Origin of the sequence: Paraburkholderia aspalathi (genome assembly GCF_905220735.1) — a bacterium.
Taxonomy (GTDB): Bacteria; Pseudomonadota; Gammaproteobacteria; order Burkholderiales; family Burkholderiaceae; genus Paraburkholderia; species Paraburkholderia aspalathi.
In genome coordinates, this window is sequence record NZ_CAJNBA010000001.1 from 39,794 (window position 1) to 62,165 (window position 22,372).

The following is a 22,372-nucleotide window of genomic DNA, read 5'->3' on the forward strand; positions in this document are numbered from 1 at the left end:
AGAAGACGCAATTGTTTGCCACATTACGACTTCAGACTTCCGCGGAGTACATTCCCACAAAAATCCAATTCAATAGTTTGCTAACGAATTTTTAGGAAATACAATAGCGGCCATGTCGAATCTCGATATCTTGCGCCGCACCGTTAGCAGCACCCTGGTCGTCGCTGCCCGAAAATGGCGGCGCACGAGCCATGACGTGCTCGCGGCCTTTAACGTCTCGGAAGCGTGCGCCACGCCCCTCCTCACCGCCAGCCGGCTCGGTGAAGCGGTGCGGCAGGTCACGCTGGCCGATCACATCGGCATTGAAGGGCCCTCGCTCGTGCGGCTGCTCGATCAACTGTGCGCGGCCGGCCTGATGCGCCGCGACGAAGATCCTGAAGACCGGCGCGCCAAGACTGTGGCACTCACCGATGAGGGCCGCGCCGTCACCGCAAAAATGGAAGAAGAGCTGAATACGCTGCGGGCGCAAGCTTTGAAAGGTATCTCGCGTAGCGATCTCGAAGCGACCTTACGGGTGCTGGCTGCTTTCACGGCCGACGCTCCGGCGTCCCCCAATCCCCGGGACGCCGAGTAACGGGTTATGGTCTATCCCTCCATCCGCGACTGGCTCTTCTCCGTCAAGACGTTTGCCGCGGCGATGATCGCGCTTTACATCGGCCTCGCGCTCGAATTGCCGCGACCGTACTGGGCGATGGCCACCGTCTACATTGTGTCGAATCCGTTTGTCGGCGCGACCCGCTCCAAGGCGCTTTATCGTGCGCTCGGCACCATGCTGGGCGCATCGGCTGCGGTACTGCTGGTGCCGCCCTTCGTCGAATCGCCGTATCTGTTCAGCGTGATCGTCGCGTTGTGGACCGGCACGCTGCTGTATCTGGCGGTGGCCGATCGCACTGCGCGCAGCTACGTCTTCATGCTGGCGGCCTACACCATGCCGATCATTGCGTTGCCTTCGGTGACCAATCCAGGCGGCGTGTTCGATCTGGCTATCAGCCGTACCGAGGAGATCCTGCTCGGCATCGTGTGCGCGAGCATTGTCGGCAGTTCGCTGTTTCCCAGCCGGCTCGCCCCCACCATCATCGAACGAACCGACGCGTGGTTTCGCGACGCCGCGTTCTATGCGACCGAAACGCTGTCCGGCCGCATTGCGGGCTCGGCGATCTCGGGGGCTCGCCAGCGCATTGCGAGCACGATCAACGGGCTGGAATTGCTACTGAGCCAGTTGGCCTACGACCATACCCGGCCGGACATCCTGACACGCACTCACGAGTTGCGCGGGCGCATGCAGTTGCTGCTGCCGATGATGTCGGCGCTGGCCGATCCGTTGATCGCGCTCTACAACAGCGGCCGCCAGACATGGCCAGAAGGCCTCGAAGCCTTGCTCAACGACGTCATCAAATGGTTCAATGCGCCGCTTCCCGCAGTCAGCGGGGGCTATCATCCCGACGAGGCAGCCAACGCTTTGCGCGAACGCATCGCCGCGATGCAGCCGCCGCCGGCCGCGCTGGCGACCTGGGACAACGCGCTGCTTTCGAACGCGCTATGGCGCCTGAAACAGGTGATCGATATCTGGCAGGACTGCCGCTCGCTGCGCATCATCATCACGCGCGAAGAAGGGTCGTGGCGGCCACGTTTTCGTCACTGGCGGCTGGGTGGCACCGAGCGGTTCTTCGATCGCGGCATCATGCTGTTTTCGACGGTTTCAGCGGGCGCCGCGGTCGTCATCGCGTGCAGTCTGTGGATCAGTTCAGGCTGGGCGGACGGCGCTAATGCGGCGACGCTGGCAGCAGTCGCCTGCTGCTTCTTCGCCGCGTTCGACGAACCCGCGCCCATGGTGTTCAAGTTCTTCGTCGCCACGGCGATCGCCGTGGTGGCCGCCGGTATCTATCTGTTCGCCGTGCTGCCTCACGTGCACGATTTTCCGATGCTGGTCATCCTGTTCGCCGGGCCGTTCATCCTTGTCGGCACGTTGATCCCGCGTCCGCAGTTCAACATGGTGACGGTGCTCGTGGCCGTCAATACCGCCACCTTCATTAGCATTCAGGATGCCTATTCGGCCGACTTCCTGATCTTCCTGAACAGCAATCTCGCGGGCCTTGCCGGCTTGCTGTATGCGTATCTGTGGACCCGCGCGACGCGGCCGTTCGGCGCCGAACTCGCGGCCTCGCGGCTGTTGCGCTCGAGCTGGGCCGACGTGGCGCTGACTGCGTCCGCCCGGACGATCGAAGACCCGCGCAATCTCGCCGCGCGCATGCTCGACCGGCTGATGCAGCTGATCCCGCGCCTTGCCGCCACGGACGACCATCGCCATCCGTCGATCGAAAGCTTCCGCGATCTGCGCATTGCTTTCAACGCGCTCGATCTGCGCCGTCTGACCGGGAAGCTCGGCGGCGAAGCGCCGGCTGCGATCGATCAGGTCCTCGAAGACGTGCGCGACTACTTCCAATGGTGCATCGACCAGCGCAAGCGCCAACCGGTGCCCGAGAGCCTGATGTCGTCGATTGATTCAGCCGTGGCGCGCGTCACCGCACAAGGCCTAGCCAATGCCGGCGCGCCGGGCCCGACCGCGCAAACCTCGGCGCGCAGATTGCGCGAGGCGCTGCACGCGCTGGTCGGCTTGCGTCTTTCGCTGTTTCCGGCCACGCTAATCACACCCACGCCGCCCGAACCGGAGGCCGCTGCCTGATGCGCCCGTCCCGCAACCCCATCCTCTCCTTTGCCCGTTCCCGCGATGATCGGTGAAATCGATATCTTCGGCGTGTTCGTGCCGGCCGTGCTGGTACTGATGTTGATCGCCTATCTGATCAACCTGGCCATTCGCACGGTGTTCGAACGCGCCGGCTTTTACCGCTTCGTCTGGCATCGCTCCATCTTCGATCTCGGCATCTATGTGCTGGTGCTGGGCCTTGTCGTCGTCGTTTCGCACAGACTAATAACGTGAAAAAAACCTGGTTCTCCGTCGGTCAAATTCTGCTGACCCTGATCGTCGTCGTGGTTGCAGCCTTCGTGCTGTGGAAACTGGTCGCCTATTACATGTTCGCGCCGTGGACTCGCGACGGTCATGTACGCGCCGACGTGATCCAGGTTGCGCCGGATATCTCGGGGCTGATCTCATCGGTCGAAGTGGTGGACAACCAGCAGGTCAAACAAGGCCAGGTGCTGTTCGTGATCGATCAGGCCCGCTACGCGCTCGCACTGCGCCAGGCGCAGGCCACCGCGCAGCAACGCCGCGCTACGCTCGATCAGGCACGCCGCGAAGATGTGCGTAATCGCCAGCTCGGCAACCTGGTTGCGGCGGAGGTCGCAGAGGAAAGCCGCTCGCGTGTTGAAACAGCGGAAGCGGCGCTCGCCGATGCGAACGTCGCGATCGATACCGCCAAGCTGAATTTGCAACGCACTACAATCGTGAGTCCTGTCGACGGTTATCTGAACGACCGCGCACCACGTACCGGCGAATTCGTCTCGGCGGGCCGTGCCGTGCTGGCGGTGGTGGATATGCATTCGTTCCGCGTCGACGGTTACTTTGAAGAGACCAAACTGCGCGGCATCGACATCGGCCAGCGGGTCGATATCCAGGTGATGGGCGAGCCAAACGTGCTGCGCGGTCACGTGCAAAGCATCGTCGCGGGGATTGAAGACCGCGACCGCACGCAAGGGTCGAATCTGCTGCCGAACGTGAATCCGGCATTTAGCTGGGTGCGGCTCGCGCAACGGATTCCGGTGCGCGTTGCGCTCGACGAGGTGCCTGCCGACTTCCGCATGATCGCTGGACGCACCGCGACGGTGTCGGTGCGCGATCTGTCGCCGACCGGCAAGCAGCGTCCGGCTGCGGGCGCTTCGGGTATGGTGGATGCATCGGCGGCTTCGGCTTCGGCTACTTCTGCTGTCCCGGCTGCCTCCGCTGCTTCTACTGCGCAACCGGCATCTGCTGCCGTCATGTCGGGCGCGTCGCAATGAAGCTGTCGCGCGCCCTTCCCTTATTGCCGCTGCTGCCACTCTTGCCGTTGAGCGTCGCGCTCAACGGCTGCGTGAATGTCGGCCCCGATTACGCACTGCCGAAGCAGGCGCTGGTCAACGCGCCGCTCGCCAACGCGCCGATCGAAGGCGCCGATGCCAAACTGACCACGCGACAGAACGTGCCGGTGATCTGGTGGAAGCTCTACGACGATCCGGTGCTGAACAAGCTGGTCGACGAGGCGCTGCAGTCGAATACCGACTTGCGCGTCGCGGCGGCGAACCTCGCGCGTTCGCGTGAAGCGCTGGGTGTCGCGCAGGCTCAAGGCGGCTTCTCCGGCAAGAGTTCGGTGCTGCTCGAACGCGCGCAGGAATCGGCCGAGCAGTACCTGCTTACCGAGAAGCTGCCGGTCGTCAATGAAGGCGATATCGGTATCAGCATCTCCTACGAAATCGATCTGTTCGGCAAGCTGCGGCGTGGTGTCGAAGCGGCGGCGGCGGATACGGAATCCGTGCAGGCGGCCGCCGATCTCGCGCGAATTACGGTGGTCGCGGATGTGGTGCGCTCGTACGTCGACCAATGCTCGGCCGCCGAGGAACTCAGGATCGCGCAGCAATCGTTGGCCTTGCAGAAGGAGCGTGTGGACGTATCGCGCCGATTGCGCGACGCGGGTCGCGGCAATCAGCCCGATGTGACGCGCGGGCAAACCCAGGTCGATACGTTGGCGGCGGATATTCCGCGCTATACGGCGCGCCGCCAGATTGCGCAATACCGGCTCGCAGCGCTGCTCGCACGCGCGCCGTCCGATTTGCCGCCAGCCGTGCTGGCCTGCAGCACGTTGCCGCAGATCCGCCAGCCGATCCCGGTCGGCGACGGTGCCGCGCTGCTCAAGCGTCGCCCGGACGTGCGCGAGGCCGAGCGTCAACTGGCAGCATCGACGGCGCGCATCGGCGTCGCGACGGGTGCGTTGTATCCGACGGTGAGCATCGGTGCGTCGGCGGGTTTGACGGGGGTTCTGGAGGACCTCGGCACCTCGCCGACGGCACGCTGGGCCTTCGGTCCGCTGATCAGCTGGACCTTCCCCACGAATGGCGCACGGGGTCGTGTGCGTGAAGCTCAAGCGTCAAGCAATGTTGCGTTGGCAAAGTTCGACGGCGTGGTGCTGACCGCATTGCGCGAAACCGAAACCAGCCTCGCGACCTACGCGTCCGACTATGCCCGCGCCGACGCCTTGCGTGCCGCGTTGAAGTCGGCCACTGCGTCGGCGGATGAAACGCATCGCCTGTATCGCGCCGGGCGCGAGTCGTTTATTTCGGATCTGGATGCGACCCGCACGCTGACTTCGACGAAATCTCAGGTGGCGGCTGCGGAGGGGCAGGTGGCGATTGATCAGGTCAATCTGTTCCTCGCGCTGGGTGGTGGGTGGGAGACTGACGCGCAGGCGGTGCCTGGGGCTGCGGGTTCTAACGCTGGGACTCCTGCTGCCCCGGCTAAGGTCGCGGTGCCGACGCCGATCACCAAAGCGCCTTGACCCTCCCATCTCGCCTCATCCGGGTAAATCGCTATTATTGACAAGCTTTCTTTTACCTTTCAATTCAGGTTAAATACGAGCCTCAACACCACACGTTATGGGGTCACGTATGTCGCAATTCATGCAAGGCGCAGCCACACTGGGCGGTTGTATCGGCGTTTTCACGGTAGTGGTGGCGGTCGTGGAGATGCTGGCGAACTGAGCTCACCGGGCTCGTAATCGGCTCACCCAGGCGTCTCTGTCTGCGGTGATGCCGGCCTTAAACGGGCCGCCGTTTCGCAGCCGCCTGGTGAATCGCCGCCCTTACCCTCGGGTACGTGCCGCAACGGCACACAATGTTGGACATCGCCGCATCGATGTCCGCGTCAGTGGGATTGGGCTTCTGCTTGAGCAGCGCGCAGGCCGCCATCAACTGCGCGCTCTGACAATAACCGCACTGCACCACGTCGAGATCAATCCACGCCGCTTTTAACGCCTGCGCTTCGGCGCCCTGCACGCCTTCTATCGTCGTGATCTTCTGCGAGTGCAAGCTGGACATCGGTGTCTGACAGGCAAGGCCCGCCTTGCCGTCCAGGTGGATCGTGCATGCGCCGCAAATGCCCACACCGCAGCCGAACTTGGTGCCGGTCATGCCGAGGTCGCAGCGCAGCACCCACAGAAGCGGCATGTCCGGTTCAGCTTGCACGGCAACCGCGCGGCCGTTGATGTTTAACGATCCCATGTTTTCTCCGTCAATCTGAAGCGTTTCACGCAACCCTCAGCGGCAGCGCGCGCAAGCGCTGACCGGTCAGTGCGAATACCGCGTTGGCCACCGCCGGCGCAACCGGCGGCACGCCTGGTTCGCCGACGCCCTGGGGGTGCATCTGACTGGGCATGATGTCGACTTCGATCACCGGACAGTCGTTCATCCGCACAACCGGGAAATCGACGAAGTTCTTCTGCGCCACCTGACCGCCGACGAAAGTGATTTCATCCTGCAACGCAGTCGAGAGGCCGAATACAATGCCGCCCTCCATCTGCTGACGAATCAGGTTTGGGTTCACCGGCAGTCCACAGTCAATCACGCAGACCACCCGATGCACGCGAATCTGCTTGTTCGCACCGACCGATACCTCTGCCACCTGCGCGACGACGCTGCCGAACGCTTCATGCAGCGCGACGCCGCGCGCCCGCTTTGTGCCATCGGCCGCACGCGTCATGGGATGTCCCCAGTCGGACAAGGCTGCAACGCGCCTTAACACCGCAAGATGGCGCGGATGCTGCGCGAGCAGCGCCGCGCGAAATGCAATCGGATCCTGACCGGCGGCTACAGCGAGTTCGTCGGTGAAACCTTCGGTGAAAAACGCCTGATGTGAATGGCCAACCGAGCGCCAGAATCCAATCGGGATCGGTAATTCGACGATCTTGTGCGCCACACGTGCAGCGGGCCATTCGTAGGGCTGATCGAACGCGCCTTCGCACGTGGTCTTGTCGATGGGAATGCGCGGCACGCCGTAGTAACGCACGAGCGATTCCGGCACGATCGCCTGACTCGCTGAAGTGGCATGCCACGCGACCAGCTTGCCGTCTTTGTCGAGACCGGCTTTGAGTCGCGACACGCACGCCGGACGATAGAAATCGTGGGTGAAATCCTGCGCCCGCGACCAGATTGTTTGTACTGGACGACCACCGCCTTCGCGCGCAATCGCCGCGGCTTGCGCGATGAAATCGAGTTCGAGACGGCGCCCGAAAGCGCCGCCGAGCAGTTGCGTTTGCACGTCGACCTTGTCGATGTCGATGTCCAGCACTTTCGCAACGTGCTGCCGCGCGAGCGTCGGCATTTGCGTGGAAACCCAAACGGTGGCCGCGCCGTCCGCGACCTGCACCGTGCAGTTCACTGGTTCGACCGCGCCATGTGCGAGATACGGTGCGTGGTACTCGGCGCTGATCGTGCGCGCGGCACCGCTCAATGCGGCGTCGACGTCACCGCGATGGTAGTAGGCGTGGCCGTCGCTGTCGTCCAGCGCCTGCGCGAGTTGAGTGTCTACGTTTGCGCTCGACAGATTGGCCGCAGCGCCGTCATTCCACACCACGTTGATTGCACTCACCGCGTTCATCGCGCGGAACGGGTTGTCGGCGATGACCGCGACGCCGCCGCTGCCACCCGCGTAGGGCTTCAGCGAAAACGCCTTGATGAAGCCGGGCATCGTCCTGGCAGGCGAGGCGTCGAAATGCGCCACCGTGCCGCCCAAAGTGGGACACATCACCACGCTTGCGTAGATGAGACCATCGGGTAGCGCGTCAATGCCGAAGCGCGCTGTGCCGTTGATTTTCGACGCGGCTTCGATACGCCGCACCGGCTTGCCGATCAGTTTGAACTCAGCAGGATCTTTCAGCGCAACCTTGCGTGGCAGCGGTTGCTGTGCGGCCATCGCGGACAGTTCGCCGAAGCTCGCCTTGTGACCTGCTGCATGCAGTACGTAGCCGCCTTCCGTACGACATTCCCCTGGTGCCACCTTCCATTGCGCGGCCGCCGCGCCGATCAGCATCGCGCGCGCCGAGGCGCCGGCTTCACGCATCGGCGCCCATAGATCGTTCATGCTCGATGAACCGCCCGTCATCATCGTGCCGGCGTCGCGCACCAGCTTGCGGGTCATCCAGACCGTGGCGCGCTTGACCGTGCTGTCGTCGTCCGGGCGAAACGGCAGGTCGTCGACGATGTTCTGCACGCTGTTGTAGATCTTGTCGATCGGCGAGTTTTCCACTCGAACCTGCGACCAGTCGGCGTCGAGTTCCTCGGCCAGCAGCATCGCAAGGCCCGTGTGGATGCCCTGGCCCATTTCCGCTTTGCACACCACGATCGTCACGGTGTTGTCCGCGGCGATTTTGACCCAGCCGTTGAGTGCGACCTGGTTGCCTTCTGCCGGCAACGGCGTGGAGGGAGTCAGACGCTGCCCCGGCGGCAGCACCGACCAGCCGACCAGCAGCACACCGAGCGCGCCGGCGCCGCCAAGCAGGAAGGTTCTGCGCTTTAACATCGTATGGCTCGATCAGCTTGCACGGTGGCAGGGACGCTGTGAAAGCGCGGGCTGGCGCGGGAGTTTGTTTCGTTGGAACAGTAGTAAGACGGAAGAGTGGATGGGGGACTGAAAGCTAAAGGGTTTCAGCCGAGCTGCACAGTGCTGGCGCATGCAAGCCGTGTGTCAGTTCATTAAATGTTATTCGTCGCGTGGTGGCACGCTGCAACGCAACTGGCTTGAACGGCGGAAAAATGCGAGACGTGGCGGATTTTTACTATCACCCGCCCTCCCGAATCATCTCAATCAACGCCCGCAACCCTGCCGGCACATGACGTCGCCCGGGATAGTAAAGACACAGCCCATCAAACGCCGGCGTCCAATCCTCCAGCACACGCTGCAGCGTGCCAGCTTCCAGATCCGCCGCCACGTTCCACTCAGTCATATACGCCAATCCGAATCCCTCGCGGGCTGCCTCCATGATGAGCAGCGGCTCATCGAGCGTCATCATTCCCTGCACATCCACGCTGATTGCCTCGCCGCGTCGCTCGAACTCCCAGTGATAAATACGCCCGCTCGGCATGCGCATCCGGATACAACGGTGTGCACGCAGGTCGTCTGGCTTGCGCGGCTTCGGATTTTCGGCGAAATAGGCGGGACTCCCAACGACGGCAAAACGCTGTGGCCGGTTGAACGGCACCGCGATCATGTCCTGCGGCACAATCTCAGCCAAGCGAATGCCGGCATCAAAGCCCTCCACCACGATGTCGATCATGCGGCCCTCTGTGACGAGATCCAGCTTCATCTCCGGATAACGCCGTAGATATTCCAGCAGCAAGGGCATCACCTGGCGCGCCGCGCCCGTCGACGTATTGATCCGCAGCGTGCCCGCCGGTGTGTCGCGAAAGCTGCCGGCCTGCTCGATAGCCACGCGGATGGTCGACAACGCCGGCGCCACGCTGTCGACGAATTGCGCACCCGCCTCGGACAACGACACGCTGCGCGTGGTCCGATTAAAGAGCCGCACGCCGATGCGCGCCTCCAACGTCGCAATCGCATGGCTCAGCGCCGATGTCGACACGCCAAGTTCCGTGGCCGCTGCGCGGAAGCTGCGATGGCGCGCCACCGCAAGCACGCCTTCCAGTTCGCTCAAACCGGGCGTCTTCATTATCCCATCCTGCTCAACGAATCATCCTTGATTATATGGCTAGTCGGCTTAATCCTTTGAGCCTATCTTTGAGGCAACAACTTCCTGGGTAGGAGCTTTCATGCAGCAAATCGACAAGGTTTATATCGACGGCGCGTTCGTCACCCCGCACGGCGAAGAGTGGTTCGATCTTCACAACCCGGCTAAGGAAACGGTGATCGGCACGGTGCGTCTGGCCGACGCGGAAGACGCTCGCCGCGCGATTGCGGCCGCCAAACGCGCCTTCCCGGCGTTTTCCCGCACCAGCAAGGAAGAGCGGATCGCGCTGCTCGAACGCATGCACGCCGCGGTTCAGGCGAGAGAAGACGAGCTGTATGAAGCAATCGTCGAGGAATACGGTGCGCCGGTGTCACGCGCGCGCTGGATGGCGAAATACCCGGCGGACGTGCTCGCGGAAGTCATCAAGGTCTTGCAGACCTATGATTTCACGCGACGCGCCGGCACGGCCGACGTCGTCATGCAGCCGCTCGGCGTCGCCGGACTGATTACGCCGTGGAACAGCAATGGCGGCTTTATCTGCGGAAAACTGGCTGCCGCGATTGCAGCGGGCTGCACGGCCGTCATCAAGCCGAGCGAAATGAGCGCGATCCAGACACGCATCATCACCGAGGCGCTGCACGAAGCTGGCTTGCCCGCGGGCGTCTTCAATATCGTCACGGGCCGGGGCGATACGGTGGGGGCGGAAATCAGCGCGCATCCGGACGTGGCGAAGATTTCCTTCACCGGATCGACGGCTGTCGGCAAGACGATTCTGCGCACCGGCGCGGAGACATTGAAACGCGTCACGTTAGAGTTGGGCGGTAAATCGCCGGTGGTCATACTCGACGACGCCGATTTCGCAGAGGCAGTGCCCTTGGCGCTCCAGGCAGGTTTCATGAACAGCGGTCAGGCGTGTATCGCCGGTACGCGGATTCTTGTGCCGCAGAGTCGCCTTGCGGAATTCGAAGAGCGGATGCGCTTAGAAGTCGCTCGCATGCAAGCCGGCGATCCGCGCGATCCGGCTACGCAGATCGGCCCGATGGTCAGCCGCAAGCAGTGGGAGCGCGTGCAACGTTATATCGGCATCGGCATCGACGAAGGCGCGCGATTGATTGCCGGTGGCGAGGGCCGGCCGGAAGGCGTGGAGCGCGGCTGGTTCGTGCGTCCGACCGTATTTAGCGGCGTCAGCAACGACATGACGATTGCCCGTGAAGAGATTTTTGGGCCGGTGCTGTCGATCATTGCGTATCGCGATACTGAGGAAGCGATTGCGATCGCCAATGACACAAGCTACGGGCTGCAAGCGTACGTACTCTCAGCCGATGCAGCGCGGGCTCGCGCAGTCGCCACTCGCATCGACGCAGGACGTGTACTGATCAACACGTTGGCACACGAACCGGCAGCACCGTTCGGCGGCTTCAAGCAATCGGGCATTGGGCGGGAATATGGCACGTTCGGCCTGGAAGCCTTCATGGAGCCGAAGTCGTTGCTCGGCGTGAACTAAAGCGTTTGATCGCTTAGCAGGCGGTGCGTCAGCATTTGCATGACGCACCGCCTGCTGTTTCATCGGCGGTTCGATCCCGACACCACATCGATCCACACGGCCAGCACGAGAATGCTGCCCTTCACGATCATCTGCCAGTACGCGTCGACATCCAGCATCGACATGCCGTTATCCAGACTCGCCATCACCAGCGCGCCGATCAACGCACCGTAGACCGTTCCGGAGCCGCCGCGCATCGATGTCCCGCCGATAAAGCACGCGGCGATCGCGTCGAGTTCACCCATCGATCCCGCCGACGGCGAGCCCGCCGCGAGGCGCGCCGTATTGACGATCCCCGCGAACGCACACATCAGTCCCATCAGCGCAAAGATGGCCAGCTTCACACGATTGGTATTCACGCCGGAGAGCCGCGTCGCTTCCAGGTTCGACCCCACCGCGTAAATACGCCGCCCAAAAACAGTCTGCGTTGCGATCCACGTGAAAATTCCAAGCAGCGCGAGTAGCAGCAAAACCGGCACAGGAATGCCGCCATAACGATCGAGCGTGGCGACAAAGGCGGCCAGAATCACGCCTGCCCCGACTACCTTCGCAACGTCCTGCCAGATCGGCACCACGCGCAACTTATAACGCTCGCGGTTGCTTCGTTGTCGCACAGTCAGAAACGCCAGTACGACAAACAGCGCGACGGCCAGCGTATCGCCCGCAAGACGCGGCAAATACCCCTGACCGACAAACACGAAACCATCAGAGACCGGCGCAATCGTCGAACCGCCGGTGACGCCGAGCAGAATGCCGCGATATGCAAGCATGCCGCCCAGGCCGACAATAAACGAAGGCACACGCCGGTAGGTCGACCACCATCCATTGAACATGCCGACGAGCACGCCAAGCAGCATCACGACAGGCACGGTGACGCCAATCGGCCAATGCCGGTTCACATCGAGAATCGCCGCGACACCGCCGAGCAAACCCAGCAACGACCCGACCGACAGATCGATCTCGCCCGCGATGATCACGAACACCATGCCGCACGCGAGCATGCCGGTGATCGACATCTGCCGCAGCAGGTTCGACAGATTGCGCGGCGTCACGAATGCGCCGTGTGTCAGAAAGGAGAAGAAAAGCCAGATCACGGCCACGGCGATCAGCAACGCGAGAATCTTGTAACGCGCAAACAGTTGCTGAATGCGCTGCGGGCCACCGAATGCGCCGCGCGACGCAGCGCCGTCGGCGGGTTGGGAAGTGACGTCGGGAGTCATGCGGCACTCGCTTCAGTTGGTGCGGTCGGGTTGAGGGATCGCTGCACAGGACGGATGGCGGCGCTGAGAATGTCCTCTTGCGTGAGGCCGTCGTTGACGAAATCGCCGCGCAATTCGCCTTCGCCGATAACCAGCACGCGATCGCTGATACCGAGTACTTCAGGCAATTCGGACGACACCATCACGATCGACATGCCGCGCTGTGCCAGTTGAAAAATCAGTTTGTAGATTTCGAACTTCGCACCGACGTCGACACCTCGAGTCGGTTCGTCGAGAATCAGCACCTTCGGGTCGGTCAGCAGCATGCGCGTCAACACGGCCTTTTGCTGATTGCCGCCCGACAGACTTGCAATCGAGAGCATCGGATGCGCCGCGCGCACCGAAAGCCGCTTCATCTCGGTGTGAATCGTGTCGAGTTCGGCGGCAGAATCGATGCGTCCGCCCTTCGCGAAACGTTGCAACACCGCAAGCGTGATGTTGTGGCCGACACTCAGACCCGGCACGATGCCGTGGCGCTTCCGATCTTCCGGCACCATGCCGATACCGGCGCGAATCGCATCGACAGGGGCACGAATTTTCAACGGCTTGCCGTCCATCACCACCGTCGCCTCGCTCACACCGGGATACGCGCCGAAAATCGCCTGCATCAGTTCCGTACGCCCCGCGCCGACCAAACCGGCAACGCCGAGAATCTCGCCACGCCGCAGCGCAAACGACACATCGTTCACGCGCTTTCGGCGCGGATTGTTGACGTCAAAACAGGTCACGTGGCGCGCTTCAAAGATTACGTCGCCGATAGGATGCGGTTCACGCGGAAACAGGTTCTTGATTTCGCGGCCCACCATCAGGGAGATGATGCGGTCAGTGGTCAGCGCGCGCATGGGTTCGGTCGCGACATGGCGGCCGTCGCGAATCACGCTGATTGTGTCGCACACCGCCGCCACTTCGTCGAGCTTGTGCGAGATGTAAACGCATGCAACCCCGCGCCGCTTCAGATCGCGCACGATATCCAGCAGGATGTGTATCTCCGTAGCCGTCAGCGACGACGACGGTTCATCGAGGATCAACAGTTTCGCGCGCTTGTTCAGCGCCTTCGCGATCTCGATCAACTGCTGGTGGCCGCCACCGTAATTCATCACCGGTTGCGCCGAGTTGATTCCGCTGATGCCGAGCTCGCGCAGCAACTCATCGGCGCGCTGATACATCGCGGCGTAATTCATTCTGCCGCCGGGCAGCGTAATTTCGTTGCCGAGAAAGATGTTTTCTGCAACCGAGAGCTCCGGCACCAGCATCAACTCCTGATGGATGATGATGATGCCCGCGCGTTCCGTGTCTCGTATGCTCGCGGCCTTCAGCGGCTCGCCTTCCCAGATGATTTCGCCGTCCCACGTACCGTGGGGATAGACGCCGGACAGCACTTTCATCAGCGTCGATTTGCCCGCGCCGTTCTCGCCGCACAAGCCGACGCACTCGCCAGGCGCCACCGTCAGGTCGATGCCGTCGAGCGCCTTCACGCCGGAAAAGGCTTTGACGATGCCGCGCATCGTCAGTAATGGTTCACTCATTCGCTATGCCTCGCTGCAGGGCGCGTGATCGCGCCGATGTGCCTGACGCATGCCAGGCACACCGGCTTGAACTACGCACACGTTACGCTCATTGGCTCGCGAGCTGGGCCTGGGTGTAGAAGCCGTCCTTGACGACCACATCAACATTGCTCTTGGTGAGCAACGTGGGTTGCAGAAGCACCGTGTCGACCTTCTTCTTGCCGTTGTCGTACTGTGCATTAAAGGCCGGCTTCTCGCCCTTCGCAAGCGCGACGGAGAGTTTCGCCGCTTCGCCTGCAATCAGCTTCAGCGGTTTGTACACGGTCATCGTCTGCGTGCCGGCGATTACGCGCTTCACAGCGGCCAGATCAGCGTCTTGTCCCGACACCGGCACCTTGCCAGCCATGTGCTGCGCAGCCAGTGCCTGAATCGCGCCGCCTGCGGTGCCGTCGTTCGAAGCGACGATTGCGTCGATCTTGTTGTTGTTCGCCGTGAGCGCATCTTCAACGATACGCAGCGCCGTCGACGCGCTCCATTCCGGTACCCATTGCTGACCGACGATTTTGATGTCGCCCTTGTCGATTGCGGGCTTCAACACTTTGAGCTGGCCCTCACGCAGCATCTTGGCATTGTTGTCGGTCGGCGCGCCGCCGAGCATGAAGTAGTTGCCCTTCGGCTGCGCGTTGAAGACACCTTGTGCTTGCAGCTCGCCAACCTTCTCGTTGTCGAACGAGATATAGGCATCCACGTCGGCGTCAAGAATCAGGCGGTCGTAGGAGACGACCTTGATGCCGGCTTTCTTGGCTTCGGCGACCACATTGCCGAGCGTCTTCGAATTGAACGGCACGATCACGATCACGTCGACGCCGCGCGAGATCAGGTTTTCAATCTGCGAAATCTGCCGCTCTTCGCTCGCATCGGCGGATTGCACCGATACTTTGGCGCCGAGCTTTTCTGCCGCTGCAACGAAGTAGTCACGATCGCGCGACCAGCGTTCGACGCGCAGATCGTCGATACAGAAGCCAATTTCCGGGTGGTCCTTGCTTGCATGCGCGAGCGGCGCAACAAGCGACAGGCTGGCGAGCATCGCTCCACATACGAGCGAACTCAGTACGGTACGACGCGTTGCGAATTTCATGTCTCACTCCTTGTTCTGATAGCCGGAATACCGGATTGGACGGTCTGCGCTGCGAGCCGCAGAACCGGACAAGCGACAACCCAAAGCTTCTTTTATTCGCGCGGTCAACGTGGCCGCGCGATTTTTATGTCTTACTGCGCGCCCTTTTTCGGGCGGTTACTTCACGACTGCCTTTTAGCGTCTGCTGTAAATCGCCTGATTTACAACGTTTTCCAGTTGCTCCTGTCTGCCGCTCGCGTGCTGTGGATTCAGACCGCGTGCCAATGCATCCGTAGCCAGCGTCGAGAGCGAATAGTCACCCTTCAGAATTTTGCTGCCGAACTCCGACTCCCAGCCTGCGTAGCGCTGACGTTTGAACGCTTCGAGTCGGTCGTTTTCGATCAGCGTTGCTGCACGCTCGACGGCGAGCGCCAGGTTATCGATTGCACCGATGTGGCCGAAGAACAGATCTTCCGCATCGACGCTCTGACGCCGCACCTTTGCGTCGAAGTTCATACCGCCGGTGGTGAAGCCGCCGTGTTTGAGGATTTCGTAGAAGGCCAGCGTCAGTTCTTCGACGCTGTTCGGAAACTGGTCCGTATCCCAGCCGTTTTGTTGATCGCCGCGATTCGCATCGACGCTGCCGAAAATACCTAGCGCGTAGGCCGTCGCGATCTCGTGGTGGAACGAGTGACCGGCAAGCGTCGCGTGATTGGCTTCGATATTCACGCGAATCTCTTTCTCCAATCCGTATTGCAGCAGGAAGCCGTGTACGGTCGCCACGTCATAGTCGAATTGATGCTTGGTCGGCTCCTGCGGCTTCGGCTCGATCAGCAGTGCACCTTTGAAGCCGATCTTGTGCTTGTGCTCGACCACCATGTGCAGGAAACGGGCGAGCTGATCACGTTCGCGCACGAGGTCGGTATTGAGCAGCGTGTCGTAGCCCTCACGGCCGCCCCACAACACATAATTTTCGCCTCCCAGCATTTGGGTCGCATCAAGAGCGTGACGAACCTGAGTCGCAGCGAACGCAAAAATCTCGGGATCAGGACTGGTCGCCGCACCTGCTGCATAACGCGGATGCGAGAACAGATTGGCTGTGCCCCACAGCAGTTTGACGCCGGTATCCTGCTGCTTGCGCGCCAGATATTCGGCGATGCGGGTGAAGTTCTCGCTATAGGCCTTCAGGCTGTCACCTTCCGGTGCAACGTCGGTATCGTGAAACGTGTAATACGGCGTGCCGAGCTTCGAGAAGAACTCAAACGCGGAATCCGCCTTTTGTTGCGCCCGTTCCATGGCGTCGCCGGCCTGCTGCCAGGGACGCCGAAACGTCCCTTGCCCGAAGATATCGACGCCCGGCCAGACAAACGTATGCCAGTAGCACACAGCAATGCGAAGATGTTCTTCGAGTGTCTTGCCGAGCACCCGCTTACTCTTGTCGTAATGACGATAAGCAAGCGGGTTATCCGATTGCGGGCCCTCGTAGCGGATCTCGGGAATGTGTTCGAAGTAGGACATCAGCGTCTCCTGTTTTATGCTGCACTGCAACCCGTGCGGTATCGCCGCGCCGGTCGACAAGGTGACGCCATGCTGCCGCTTGCAAGGTGCATCGGCAATTGCGAAATTGCGCAGCGTGCTTGATGTTTCTTACCGCCCATGCGTTTGTTTCACACCGGCGCGATGTTCGCGGCCTAGAATAACCAGACGCTTAAAAACGGTGCTGCCTTCAGAGCGCATCCAACAGGAGACGAAGGCGCTGCGAATCTTGACGATCTGCACGCCACCCACTGCCATGACCCGTCCGCAAACACCACAGACGACCCATCGAATCGCGCTGCTGTTCAACGCGAACAAGGTGTATGACCGCGAGATCATCACCGGCATCGGCAATTACCTGCTGTCGACGCGCGTGGCGTGGGATCTCTTCCTTGAAGAAGATTTCCGCTGCCGGTTGACGGGTATCGAGCGTTTCGACGGCGACGGCATCATCGCGGATTTCGACGATCCCGCTGTGGGTGAAGCGCTGCGAGATTGTCCGTTGCCGGTGGTGGCGGTCGGTTCATCGTTCGAAGATCCGGCGCACTACCCCCCGGACTTACCCTATATCGCGACCGATAACGCCAAGCTTGTTTCGCTCGCCTACACGCATCTGATCGGCGCGGGACTCGAGCATTTCGCTTTGTATAGCCTGCCGCAAGCGCAGGAAAACCGTTGGGCGCAGCAACGTGAGTTGGCATTCGCTCACCTGCGCAGCACGGACGGCCATAGCGCCGAGCAGATCGGCACCGAGATCTATCGTGGCCTGTCGACCAGCGCGCCGTCGTGGAATCAGGCAACCGAGCAACTCACCGCGTGGCTCGCCCAGTTGCCGAAGCCGGTGGGCATCATCGCCGTCACCGATGCCCGCGCGCGGCATCTGCTGCAGGCCTGTTTGATCGCGGGTATTCCCGTGCCTGAAGAAGTGGCGATCATCGGCATCGACAACGATCCGCTCACGCGTACGCTGACCCGTATTCCGCTTTCCTCCGTGATTCAAGGCACCGAAGAAATGGGCCGCACCGCCGCTCACTTGCTGCATCAAATGCTGCACGGCGCGCGTTTTCCGGGGCGGCGCATTCTCGTGCCACCGGTCGGCATCAATGTGCTCGAATCGACCAAACACCAGCCGCTCGCAAGTCCGTATGTGATGCGCGCCCGGCACTTCATCCGCCAGTACGCGTGCCAAGGCATCCGCACCGAACAGGTTGCCGATTACGTGGGCGTGTCGAGATCGTCGCTCGAAGAGTACTTCCGGCGCGAACGGCAGTGCACCGTGCATCAGGAAATTCTGCGTCATAAACTCGATGTCGCGAAAGCGCTGCTGGCGAAGCGCGATGCGTCGAGTGCCGAGGTGGCGATCCGTTGCGGCTTCACGTCGCTGCAATACATGTACGCGGTGTTTCGTCGCGAACTCGGCTGCACGCCGCGCGAATACCAGGACCGTGTGAATTCGACCGCAGCACCCGGCTGAGCATGCCCTTTACCTTTTCTTTCTACCGACGACATGATCAGCATCGCACCACTTTCTTCTGAGCCATGGGGCGCTTTGCCCGGCGGCGATCCCGTGCGGCTCTTCACGCTGCGCAATGCGCACGGCATGAAAGTCGCCATCAGCGACCTGGGCGCGACGCTGGTCTCGTGGCATGCGCCGGACCGCGCGGGTCGCCTCGGCGACATTCTGCTCGGACACGACACGCCCGCCGAATACGTTGCGGCCACAACCTACATGGGCGGACTGGTTGGCCGGTGGGCGAATCGCATTGCCGATGCGCGTTTCACGCTCGACGGCATCGAGTACACGCTCGACCGCAACGAAGGCGCGAATCTGCTGCATGGCGGCACGCAGGGTTTTCATCGCGCATTGTGGGACGTGAGTGAAGACAACGGTGCGCTGCTTATGCGTCTGGAATCGCCCGAAGGCGACGCCGGCTTTCCGGGCAATGTCACGGTGCAAGTGCGTTACACGCTCGACGACGACGGCACCTTGACGATCGCGTATGAAGCGATCACGGACGCGCCGACGCCACTCAATCTGACCAGCCATCCGTATTTCAACCTGACAGGTCGGCGGGATGCCGACATTCGCGGCCATGTGTTGTCGATCGATGCCGACCGGTTCTTCGAAGTCGATGCGTCGATGATTCCTTGCGAGCTTGCCGAAGTGGCAGGCAACGCGTTCGACTTCCGGCAGAGCGCGCCGATCGGCGCACGGCTCGATTGGCCGCATGCGCAGCTGGCGAAGGCCGGTGGCTTCGATCACTGCTATGTGCTGCATGACGCGCCCGATGCCACGGTAGCCGGACGCGAGCCGCAGGTACGCGAGGTTGCACGCGCCTATGATCCCGGCAGCGGACGCGAACTGACCGTCTCGACCGATCAGCGCGGCTTACAGTTCTACACCGGCAATTTCCTGAAGGGCGACACGGGCCGCGGCGGCATCGCCTACCAGGCGTACTCCGGACTGTGTCTCGAAGCCGGCGGCTTTCCGAACGAAGTCAATATGGCTGAGCAGGAGCAGGTCATCGTGCGGCCCGGCAACGCATACCGGCAGGTGACGGCGTACCGCGTAGGCGTACGTTCTGGAGTCTGAAACAATTCTTCATATGTTAGGAAGAGCATTACATAACGCCGACTTATCATTTGCTGCAAGACTGAATTACGGGTTTAGGGGTTTGCCCTAGATCACCCGCTTCCTAGAATCCCTCTATAGGCCGCCGAACACTTGTTGTGGCGCCGAATAAAACATCCTCGGAGGGATTCATCATGAAATCGCTGATCAAAGCAGTCGCACTGGTCGTTGTTCTCGCAGCTCCGGTCGCTTCGTTCGCACAGTCCGAGCAACCGCTAACCCGCGCCGAAGTCAGGGCGCAACTGGTTCAGATTGAACAGGCCGGCTACAACCCCGCCACTGCAACTGACTCAACCTACCCCGCTGACATTCAGGCAGCCGAAGCACGCGTAGCCGCACGGCACGACGCCACCGGTTACGGTTCGTCGGCAAACGGCTCATCGCAAACCGGCACACCGATGCCCGCTGCGCCTGCAGGCCAGTAAAACGCCAACGTTGTCTGTCTTTGCGTAGTTCGATGCGAGCCATGCTTGTTTGAGCATGCGCTCGCATGCATGCGTCCCACTGCGCATGACAATAACAATGACAGCGCAGTGTCAGAAAATCCTTTGACGAAAATAATGTCTCATATATCCTAAGCCGGCAGTCTGGTGGTTCTCGCAGCGCGGTCAATCCGCATCAGCGAGAACTTCTACTCAACGTCGCTTCGGGTTCCATCGTGAAAGTCCGTGGTCCATTGGTGAGATATCAGCCTGGTCGGGAAAGAACGTTCCTGTCCGGCTGTTCGATCGCTCATCAGGGGAGCAACTGCGCTTCGCCATCCCGCCCCCTGTCCATCGATACCGTGTTGTCGCGTCGCTCTGTGCGTCGACACAACGTCATTGCAGCACCCGCAGCTATCGGGGTGCGTACCGACGAAATCGCGTCGCTTCTGCCTTAGCCCCCTTCTCTTTTCGCGAGCAAGTATTGCATGCGATCAGGCCGCTTTATCTAGCGGCTGAACGTCTGCAATGCGTTTGACCGTCCGCGCTTTGCATCTGTCTTGCTAGCGTTGGCCGGCTTATAGCACTCGCCTCTCTGCGTCCCTTTTAGCTCTGCTGTGCGCTTGCGCTGCGGCAGGCGGCGTCACGTCCTTTATTCGTCGCATTCGTGCGGAACGTCTGGACGTGTGGGTCGTCACGCTCGTGCATCGGTGCCTGCGCTGCGGCGAAAACTGAAGATCGAAACCAAGGAGATAGTCGAATGAAGATCCGTCATGCCAAGCTTCTCTCGCTCACCGGCACGATGCTGTGCTCGTTGACCGCATTAACTCCGATGAACGCTGCACACGCGGCAGATACGACGATCAACGTCTACAACTGGTCGGACTACATCGCCAAAGACACGATTACCGGCTTCGAAAAGCAATCGGGCATCACGGTGAAATACGACAGCTACGATAGCGACGACACGTTGCAGGCGAAACTGCTGGCAGGCAGCTCCGGATACGACATCGTTGTGCCCACATCGAGTTATATGGCGCGTCAGATCGAAGCCGGCGTGTATCAGAAGATCGACAAATCGAAGATGCCGAATCTTGCGAACCTCGATCCGGGTTTGATGAAACTGATTGCCGATGCGGACCCCGGCAATCAGTATGGTGTGCCCTGGGCGTGGGGCACGGACGGTGTCGGATATAACGTTCAGGCCGTGAAAAAAGCGCTCGGCGCCGATGCGCCGGTTGATAGCTGGTCGCTGTTGTTCGACCCGCAGAATCTTTCGAAGCTGAAGAGTTGTGGCGTGTCTTTCCTCGACGCGGCGGCGGATGTTTTCCCGGCCGTGCTTCAGTACATGCATAAGGACCCGAACAGCACCAACCCCGGCGACTACCAGGCCGCATACGAAGTGCTGAAGAAAGTGCGGCCGTATATCACGCAGTTCAATTCGTCCGGCTACATCAACGATCTGGCGAACAACGATATCTGCGTGGCGTTGGGCTATTCGGGCGATGTGGGGATTGCGCGGCGACGTGCGTCGGAAGCGAAGCGTTCGTATGACGTACGGTTCTCGAATATCAAGGACGCTGGCTTGCTCTGGATGGACGTGATGGTGATTCCGAAAGATGCGCCGCACCCGGAAGCGGCGATGGCGTGGATGAACTACATCGAAGATCCGAAGGTCAGCGCGGCGATTACGAACGAAGTGTTCTATCCGACTGCGAATCGCGCTGCGAGACAGTTTGTGACGCCGGCGATCGAGCAGGATGCGAATGTGTATCCGCCCGAAGCTGTGCTGAACAAGATGACGTTGATGCGGCCGCAGCCTGCGCCGATCATGCGGCTTGAAAACCGTCTGTGGGCGCAGTTGAAGTCGGGGAGTTAAGCTCGGTTTAGCTGGTGTAGTTTGCTGATGGTAGATGTCACCTTTTGAGCGTGGCGCATGCAGTGGGTGTGTGCGCTACGCCCTTTTTGAAGCTTTGATTTTTAACCCTGTTTGCAGCGAGCCATTATGAGCATTCTGAATATCGTAGATTTTGCGCAGCCGGCCAAGGAAAGCGTTGAGTACATGCCGAAGGCGGAAGCGGTGCTTGCCGGCAATCCTTCGCAACTTGTTCACACGCATTTTGCTAGCCCGTGTGGGCAGCTCGCGGCGGGCGTTTGGGAAGGAGCTTGCGGGCAATGGAGGGTGAATTTCACCGAGAGCGAGTATTGCGAGATTCTCGAGGGCGTGTCCGTGATTCGGGATGCGGATGGGACCAGCAAGACGGTGCGCGCTGGGGATCGGTTTTTGATTCCGGCGGGGTTTAAGGGGACGTGGGAAGTGCTTGAGCCGTGTAAGAAGATTTTTGTTTCGGTGGAGTTTAAGGCGTAGGTTGCTGCGGTGGTGCTGCTTTCACGCTTCGCTGCCGTCAGCGTCTAGCTTGCGCCTTCATCACAAATCGCCTTGAGCTGGGCGACGAACTTTTCGGCTACCTCGCCCCGGGCTGTCCTCCCGCCAGATGGCTGACAGTGGAAGCGCTCCGAACAGCGGAGCGTAGCCGATCTTGCGCAATCCATACATGGCGCCGACTTCGTCGACCGCGAATCCCGACAATACGGCAATCGCATCCGTTTGCGCGCAGATCGCGAGATTGATCGTGTAGATGTGCGAGTAAATCACGCGATGCAGTATCGGTCCAGACCCAGTTGATGGAGGG

The 22,372-nt window shown here is 61.1% G+C and carries 19 protein-coding genes; 11 read left to right on the forward strand and 8 right to left on the reverse strand.

The annotated features are described in order from the left end of the window. Nucleotides 1-112 precede the first annotated feature (112 nt). The 5 genes from KHO30_RS00150 to KHO30_RS00170 are packed head-to-tail and all read left to right on the forward strand — an operon-like array spanning nucleotide 113 to nucleotide 5,483. Nucleotides 113-574 carry a MarR family winged helix-turn-helix transcriptional regulator gene (locus tag KHO30_RS00150; RefSeq protein ID WP_093635108.1) on the forward strand — a complete coding sequence of 154 codons (462 nt, stop codon included), beginning with the start codon at nucleotides 113-115 and terminating at the stop codon, nucleotides 572-574. Between the two features lie 6 nt (nucleotides 575-580). Then, complete coding sequence (locus KHO30_RS00155; RefSeq protein ID WP_211699699.1) at nucleotides 581-2,683, forward strand: FUSC family protein; 2,103 nt, start codon at nucleotides 581-583, stop codon at nucleotides 2,681-2,683. A gap of 45 nt (nucleotides 2,684-2,728) precedes the next feature. Further along, nucleotides 2,729-2,938, forward strand: coding sequence for a DUF1656 domain-containing protein (locus KHO30_RS00160; protein WP_211699700.1), 210 nt, complete (start codon nucleotides 2,729-2,731; stop codon nucleotides 2,936-2,938). Then, the gene (locus tag KHO30_RS00165) at nucleotides 2,935-3,954 is read left to right on the forward strand and encodes an efflux RND transporter periplasmic adaptor subunit (protein WP_211699701.1); all 1,020 of its coding nucleotides are present in this window, start codon (nucleotides 2,935-2,937) and stop codon (nucleotides 3,952-3,954) included. Before KHO30_RS00160 ends, KHO30_RS00165 begins: the two co-directional genes overlap by 4 nt. Continuing rightward, on the forward strand, nucleotides 3,951-5,483 hold the full coding sequence (locus KHO30_RS00170) for an efflux transporter outer membrane subunit (RefSeq protein ID WP_093635105.1): 1,533 nt from the start codon (nucleotides 3,951-3,953) through the stop codon (nucleotides 5,481-5,483). Before KHO30_RS00165 ends, KHO30_RS00170 begins: the two co-directional genes overlap by 4 nt. A 259-nt stretch (nucleotides 5,484-5,742) precedes the next feature. Here KHO30_RS00170 and KHO30_RS00175 read toward each other — a convergent pair whose 3' ends face one another. From KHO30_RS00175 to KHO30_RS00185, 3 genes are all read right to left on the reverse strand, one after another. Beyond that, nucleotides 5,743-6,204, reverse strand: coding sequence for a (2Fe-2S)-binding protein (locus KHO30_RS00175; RefSeq protein WP_093635104.1), 462 nt, complete (start codon nucleotides 6,202-6,204; stop codon nucleotides 5,743-5,745). 25 nt (nucleotides 6,205-6,229) lie between these two features. Beyond that, nucleotides 6,230-8,500, reverse strand: a complete 2,271-nt coding sequence (locus KHO30_RS00180) for a xanthine dehydrogenase family protein molybdopterin-binding subunit (protein WP_211699702.1) — start codon at nucleotides 8,498-8,500, stop codon at nucleotides 6,230-6,232. 259 nt (nucleotides 8,501-8,759) lie between these two features. Further along, nucleotides 8,760-9,647, reverse strand: coding sequence for a LysR family transcriptional regulator (locus KHO30_RS00185; RefSeq protein WP_211699703.1), 888 nt, complete (start codon nucleotides 9,645-9,647; stop codon nucleotides 8,760-8,762). Nucleotides 9,648-9,747: 100 nt separating this feature from the next. On the opposite strand from KHO30_RS00185, the gene KHO30_RS00190 reads away from it, so the two are divergent. Further along, the gene (locus KHO30_RS00190; protein WP_211699704.1) at nucleotides 9,748-11,169 is read left to right on the forward strand and encodes an aldehyde dehydrogenase family protein; all 1,422 of its coding nucleotides are present in this window, start codon (nucleotides 9,748-9,750) and stop codon (nucleotides 11,167-11,169) included. 59 nt (nucleotides 11,170-11,228) lie between these two features. On the opposite strand, the gene KHO30_RS00195 is transcribed toward KHO30_RS00190, so the two are convergent. The 4 genes from KHO30_RS00195 to xylA form a co-directional block, all read right to left on the reverse strand. Continuing rightward, complete coding sequence (locus KHO30_RS00195; RefSeq protein ID WP_093635100.1) at nucleotides 11,229-12,428, reverse strand: sugar ABC transporter permease; 1,200 nt, start codon at nucleotides 12,426-12,428, stop codon at nucleotides 11,229-11,231. After that, complete coding sequence (xylG, locus tag KHO30_RS00200) at nucleotides 12,425-13,993, reverse strand: D-xylose ABC transporter ATP-binding protein (RefSeq protein WP_211699705.1); 1,569 nt, start codon at nucleotides 13,991-13,993, stop codon at nucleotides 12,425-12,427. Before xylG ends, KHO30_RS00195 begins: the two co-directional genes overlap by 4 nt. Nucleotides 13,994-14,081: 88 nt before the next feature. Next, nucleotides 14,082-15,110, reverse strand: a complete 1,029-nt coding sequence (gene xylF, locus KHO30_RS00205) for a D-xylose ABC transporter substrate-binding protein (protein ID WP_054040132.1) — start codon at nucleotides 15,108-15,110, stop codon at nucleotides 14,082-14,084. 174 nt (nucleotides 15,111-15,284) lie between these two features. After that, a complete protein-coding gene (gene xylA / locus KHO30_RS00210) occupies nucleotides 15,285-16,607 on the reverse strand; it encodes a xylose isomerase (protein ID WP_211699706.1) in 1,323 nt (440 codons plus the stop codon). Nucleotides 16,608-16,881: 274 nt separating this feature from the next. Here xylA and KHO30_RS00215 point away from each other — a divergent pair, with 274 nt between their 5' ends. The 5 genes from KHO30_RS00215 to KHO30_RS00235 all read left to right on the forward strand — a co-directional run bounded on the left by KHO30_RS00215 (nucleotide 16,882) and on the right by KHO30_RS00235 (nucleotide 22,047). Then, nucleotides 16,882-18,099, forward strand: coding sequence for a XylR family transcriptional regulator (locus tag KHO30_RS00215; protein WP_093635097.1), 1,218 nt, complete (start codon nucleotides 16,882-16,884; stop codon nucleotides 18,097-18,099). A 33-nt stretch (nucleotides 18,100-18,132) separates the two neighbouring features. Continuing rightward, on the forward strand, nucleotides 18,133-19,218 hold the full coding sequence (locus KHO30_RS00220; RefSeq protein ID WP_211699707.1) for an aldose epimerase family protein: 1,086 nt from the start codon (nucleotides 18,133-18,135) through the stop codon (nucleotides 19,216-19,218). A 173-nt stretch (nucleotides 19,219-19,391) separates the two neighbouring features. After that, a complete protein-coding gene (locus tag KHO30_RS00225; RefSeq protein WP_211699708.1) occupies nucleotides 19,392-19,682 on the forward strand; it encodes a DUF4148 domain-containing protein in 291 nt (96 codons plus the stop codon). Nucleotides 19,683-20,481: 799 nt separating this feature from the next. Beyond that, complete coding sequence (locus tag KHO30_RS00230; RefSeq protein WP_234486705.1) at nucleotides 20,482-21,558, forward strand: polyamine ABC transporter substrate-binding protein; 1,077 nt, start codon at nucleotides 20,482-20,484, stop codon at nucleotides 21,556-21,558. Nucleotides 21,559-21,684: 126 nt separating this feature from the next. Continuing rightward, entirely contained in the window at nucleotides 21,685-22,047 is a 363-nt protein-coding gene (locus KHO30_RS00235; protein WP_211699709.1) for a cupin domain-containing protein, read from the forward strand. A 60-nt stretch (nucleotides 22,048-22,107) separates the two neighbouring features. On the opposite strand, the gene KHO30_RS00240 is transcribed toward KHO30_RS00235, so the two are convergent. Continuing rightward, entirely contained in the window at nucleotides 22,108-22,335 is a 228-nt protein-coding gene (locus KHO30_RS00240; protein ID WP_211699710.1) for a hypothetical protein, read from the reverse strand. Nucleotides 22,336-22,372 lie beyond the last annotated feature (37 nt).

Excerpts from the sequence above, each read along its gene's own strand:
- KHO30_RS00155 (WP_211699699.1), top strand. The coding sequence starts at position 581 with ATGGTCTATCCCTCCATCCGCGACTGGCTCTTCTCCGTCAAGACGTTT.
- KHO30_RS00190 (WP_211699704.1), top strand. The coding sequence starts at position 9,748 with ATGCAGCAAATCGACAAGGTTTATATCGACGGCGCGTTCGTCACCCCG.
- xylA (WP_211699706.1), bottom strand. The coding sequence starts at position 16,607 with ATGTCCTACTTCGAACACATTCCCGAGATCCGCTACGAGGGCCCGCAA.
- KHO30_RS00185 (WP_211699703.1), bottom strand. The coding sequence starts at position 9,647 with ATGAAGACGCCCGGTTTGAGCGAACTGGAAGGCGTGCTTGCGGTGGCG.
- KHO30_RS00150 (WP_093635108.1), top strand. The coding sequence starts at position 113 with ATGTCGAATCTCGATATCTTGCGCCGCACCGTTAGCAGCACCCTGGTC.
- KHO30_RS00195 (WP_093635100.1), bottom strand. The coding sequence starts at position 12,428 with ATGACTCCCGACGTCACTTCCCAACCCGCCGACGGCGCTGCGTCGCGC.
- xylG (WP_211699705.1), bottom strand. The coding sequence starts at position 13,993 with ATGAGTGAACCATTACTGACGATGCGCGGCATCGTCAAAGCCTTTTCC.
- KHO30_RS00175 (WP_093635104.1), bottom strand. The coding sequence starts at position 6,204 with ATGGGATCGTTAAACATCAACGGCCGCGCGGTTGCCGTGCAAGCTGAA.
- KHO30_RS00215 (WP_093635097.1), top strand. The coding sequence starts at position 16,882 with ATGACCCGTCCGCAAACACCACAGACGACCCATCGAATCGCGCTGCTG.
- xylF (WP_054040132.1), bottom strand. The coding sequence starts at position 15,110 with ATGAAATTCGCAACGCGTCGTACCGTACTGAGTTCGCTCGTATGTGGA.
- KHO30_RS00180 (WP_211699702.1), bottom strand. The coding sequence starts at position 8,500 with ATGTTAAAGCGCAGAACCTTCCTGCTTGGCGGCGCCGGCGCGCTCGGT.
- KHO30_RS00230 (WP_234486705.1), top strand. The coding sequence starts at position 20,482 with ATGCTGTGCTCGTTGACCGCATTAACTCCGATGAACGCTGCACACGCG.
- KHO30_RS00160 (WP_211699700.1), top strand. The coding sequence starts at position 2,729 with ATGATCGGTGAAATCGATATCTTCGGCGTGTTCGTGCCGGCCGTGCTG.
- KHO30_RS00235 (WP_211699709.1), top strand. The coding sequence starts at position 21,685 with ATGAGCATTCTGAATATCGTAGATTTTGCGCAGCCGGCCAAGGAAAGC.
- KHO30_RS00220 (WP_211699707.1), top strand. The coding sequence starts at position 18,133 with ATGATCAGCATCGCACCACTTTCTTCTGAGCCATGGGGCGCTTTGCCC.
- KHO30_RS00170 (WP_093635105.1), top strand. The coding sequence starts at position 3,951 with ATGAAGCTGTCGCGCGCCCTTCCCTTATTGCCGCTGCTGCCACTCTTG.
- KHO30_RS00225 (WP_211699708.1), top strand. The coding sequence starts at position 19,392 with ATGAAATCGCTGATCAAAGCAGTCGCACTGGTCGTTGTTCTCGCAGCT.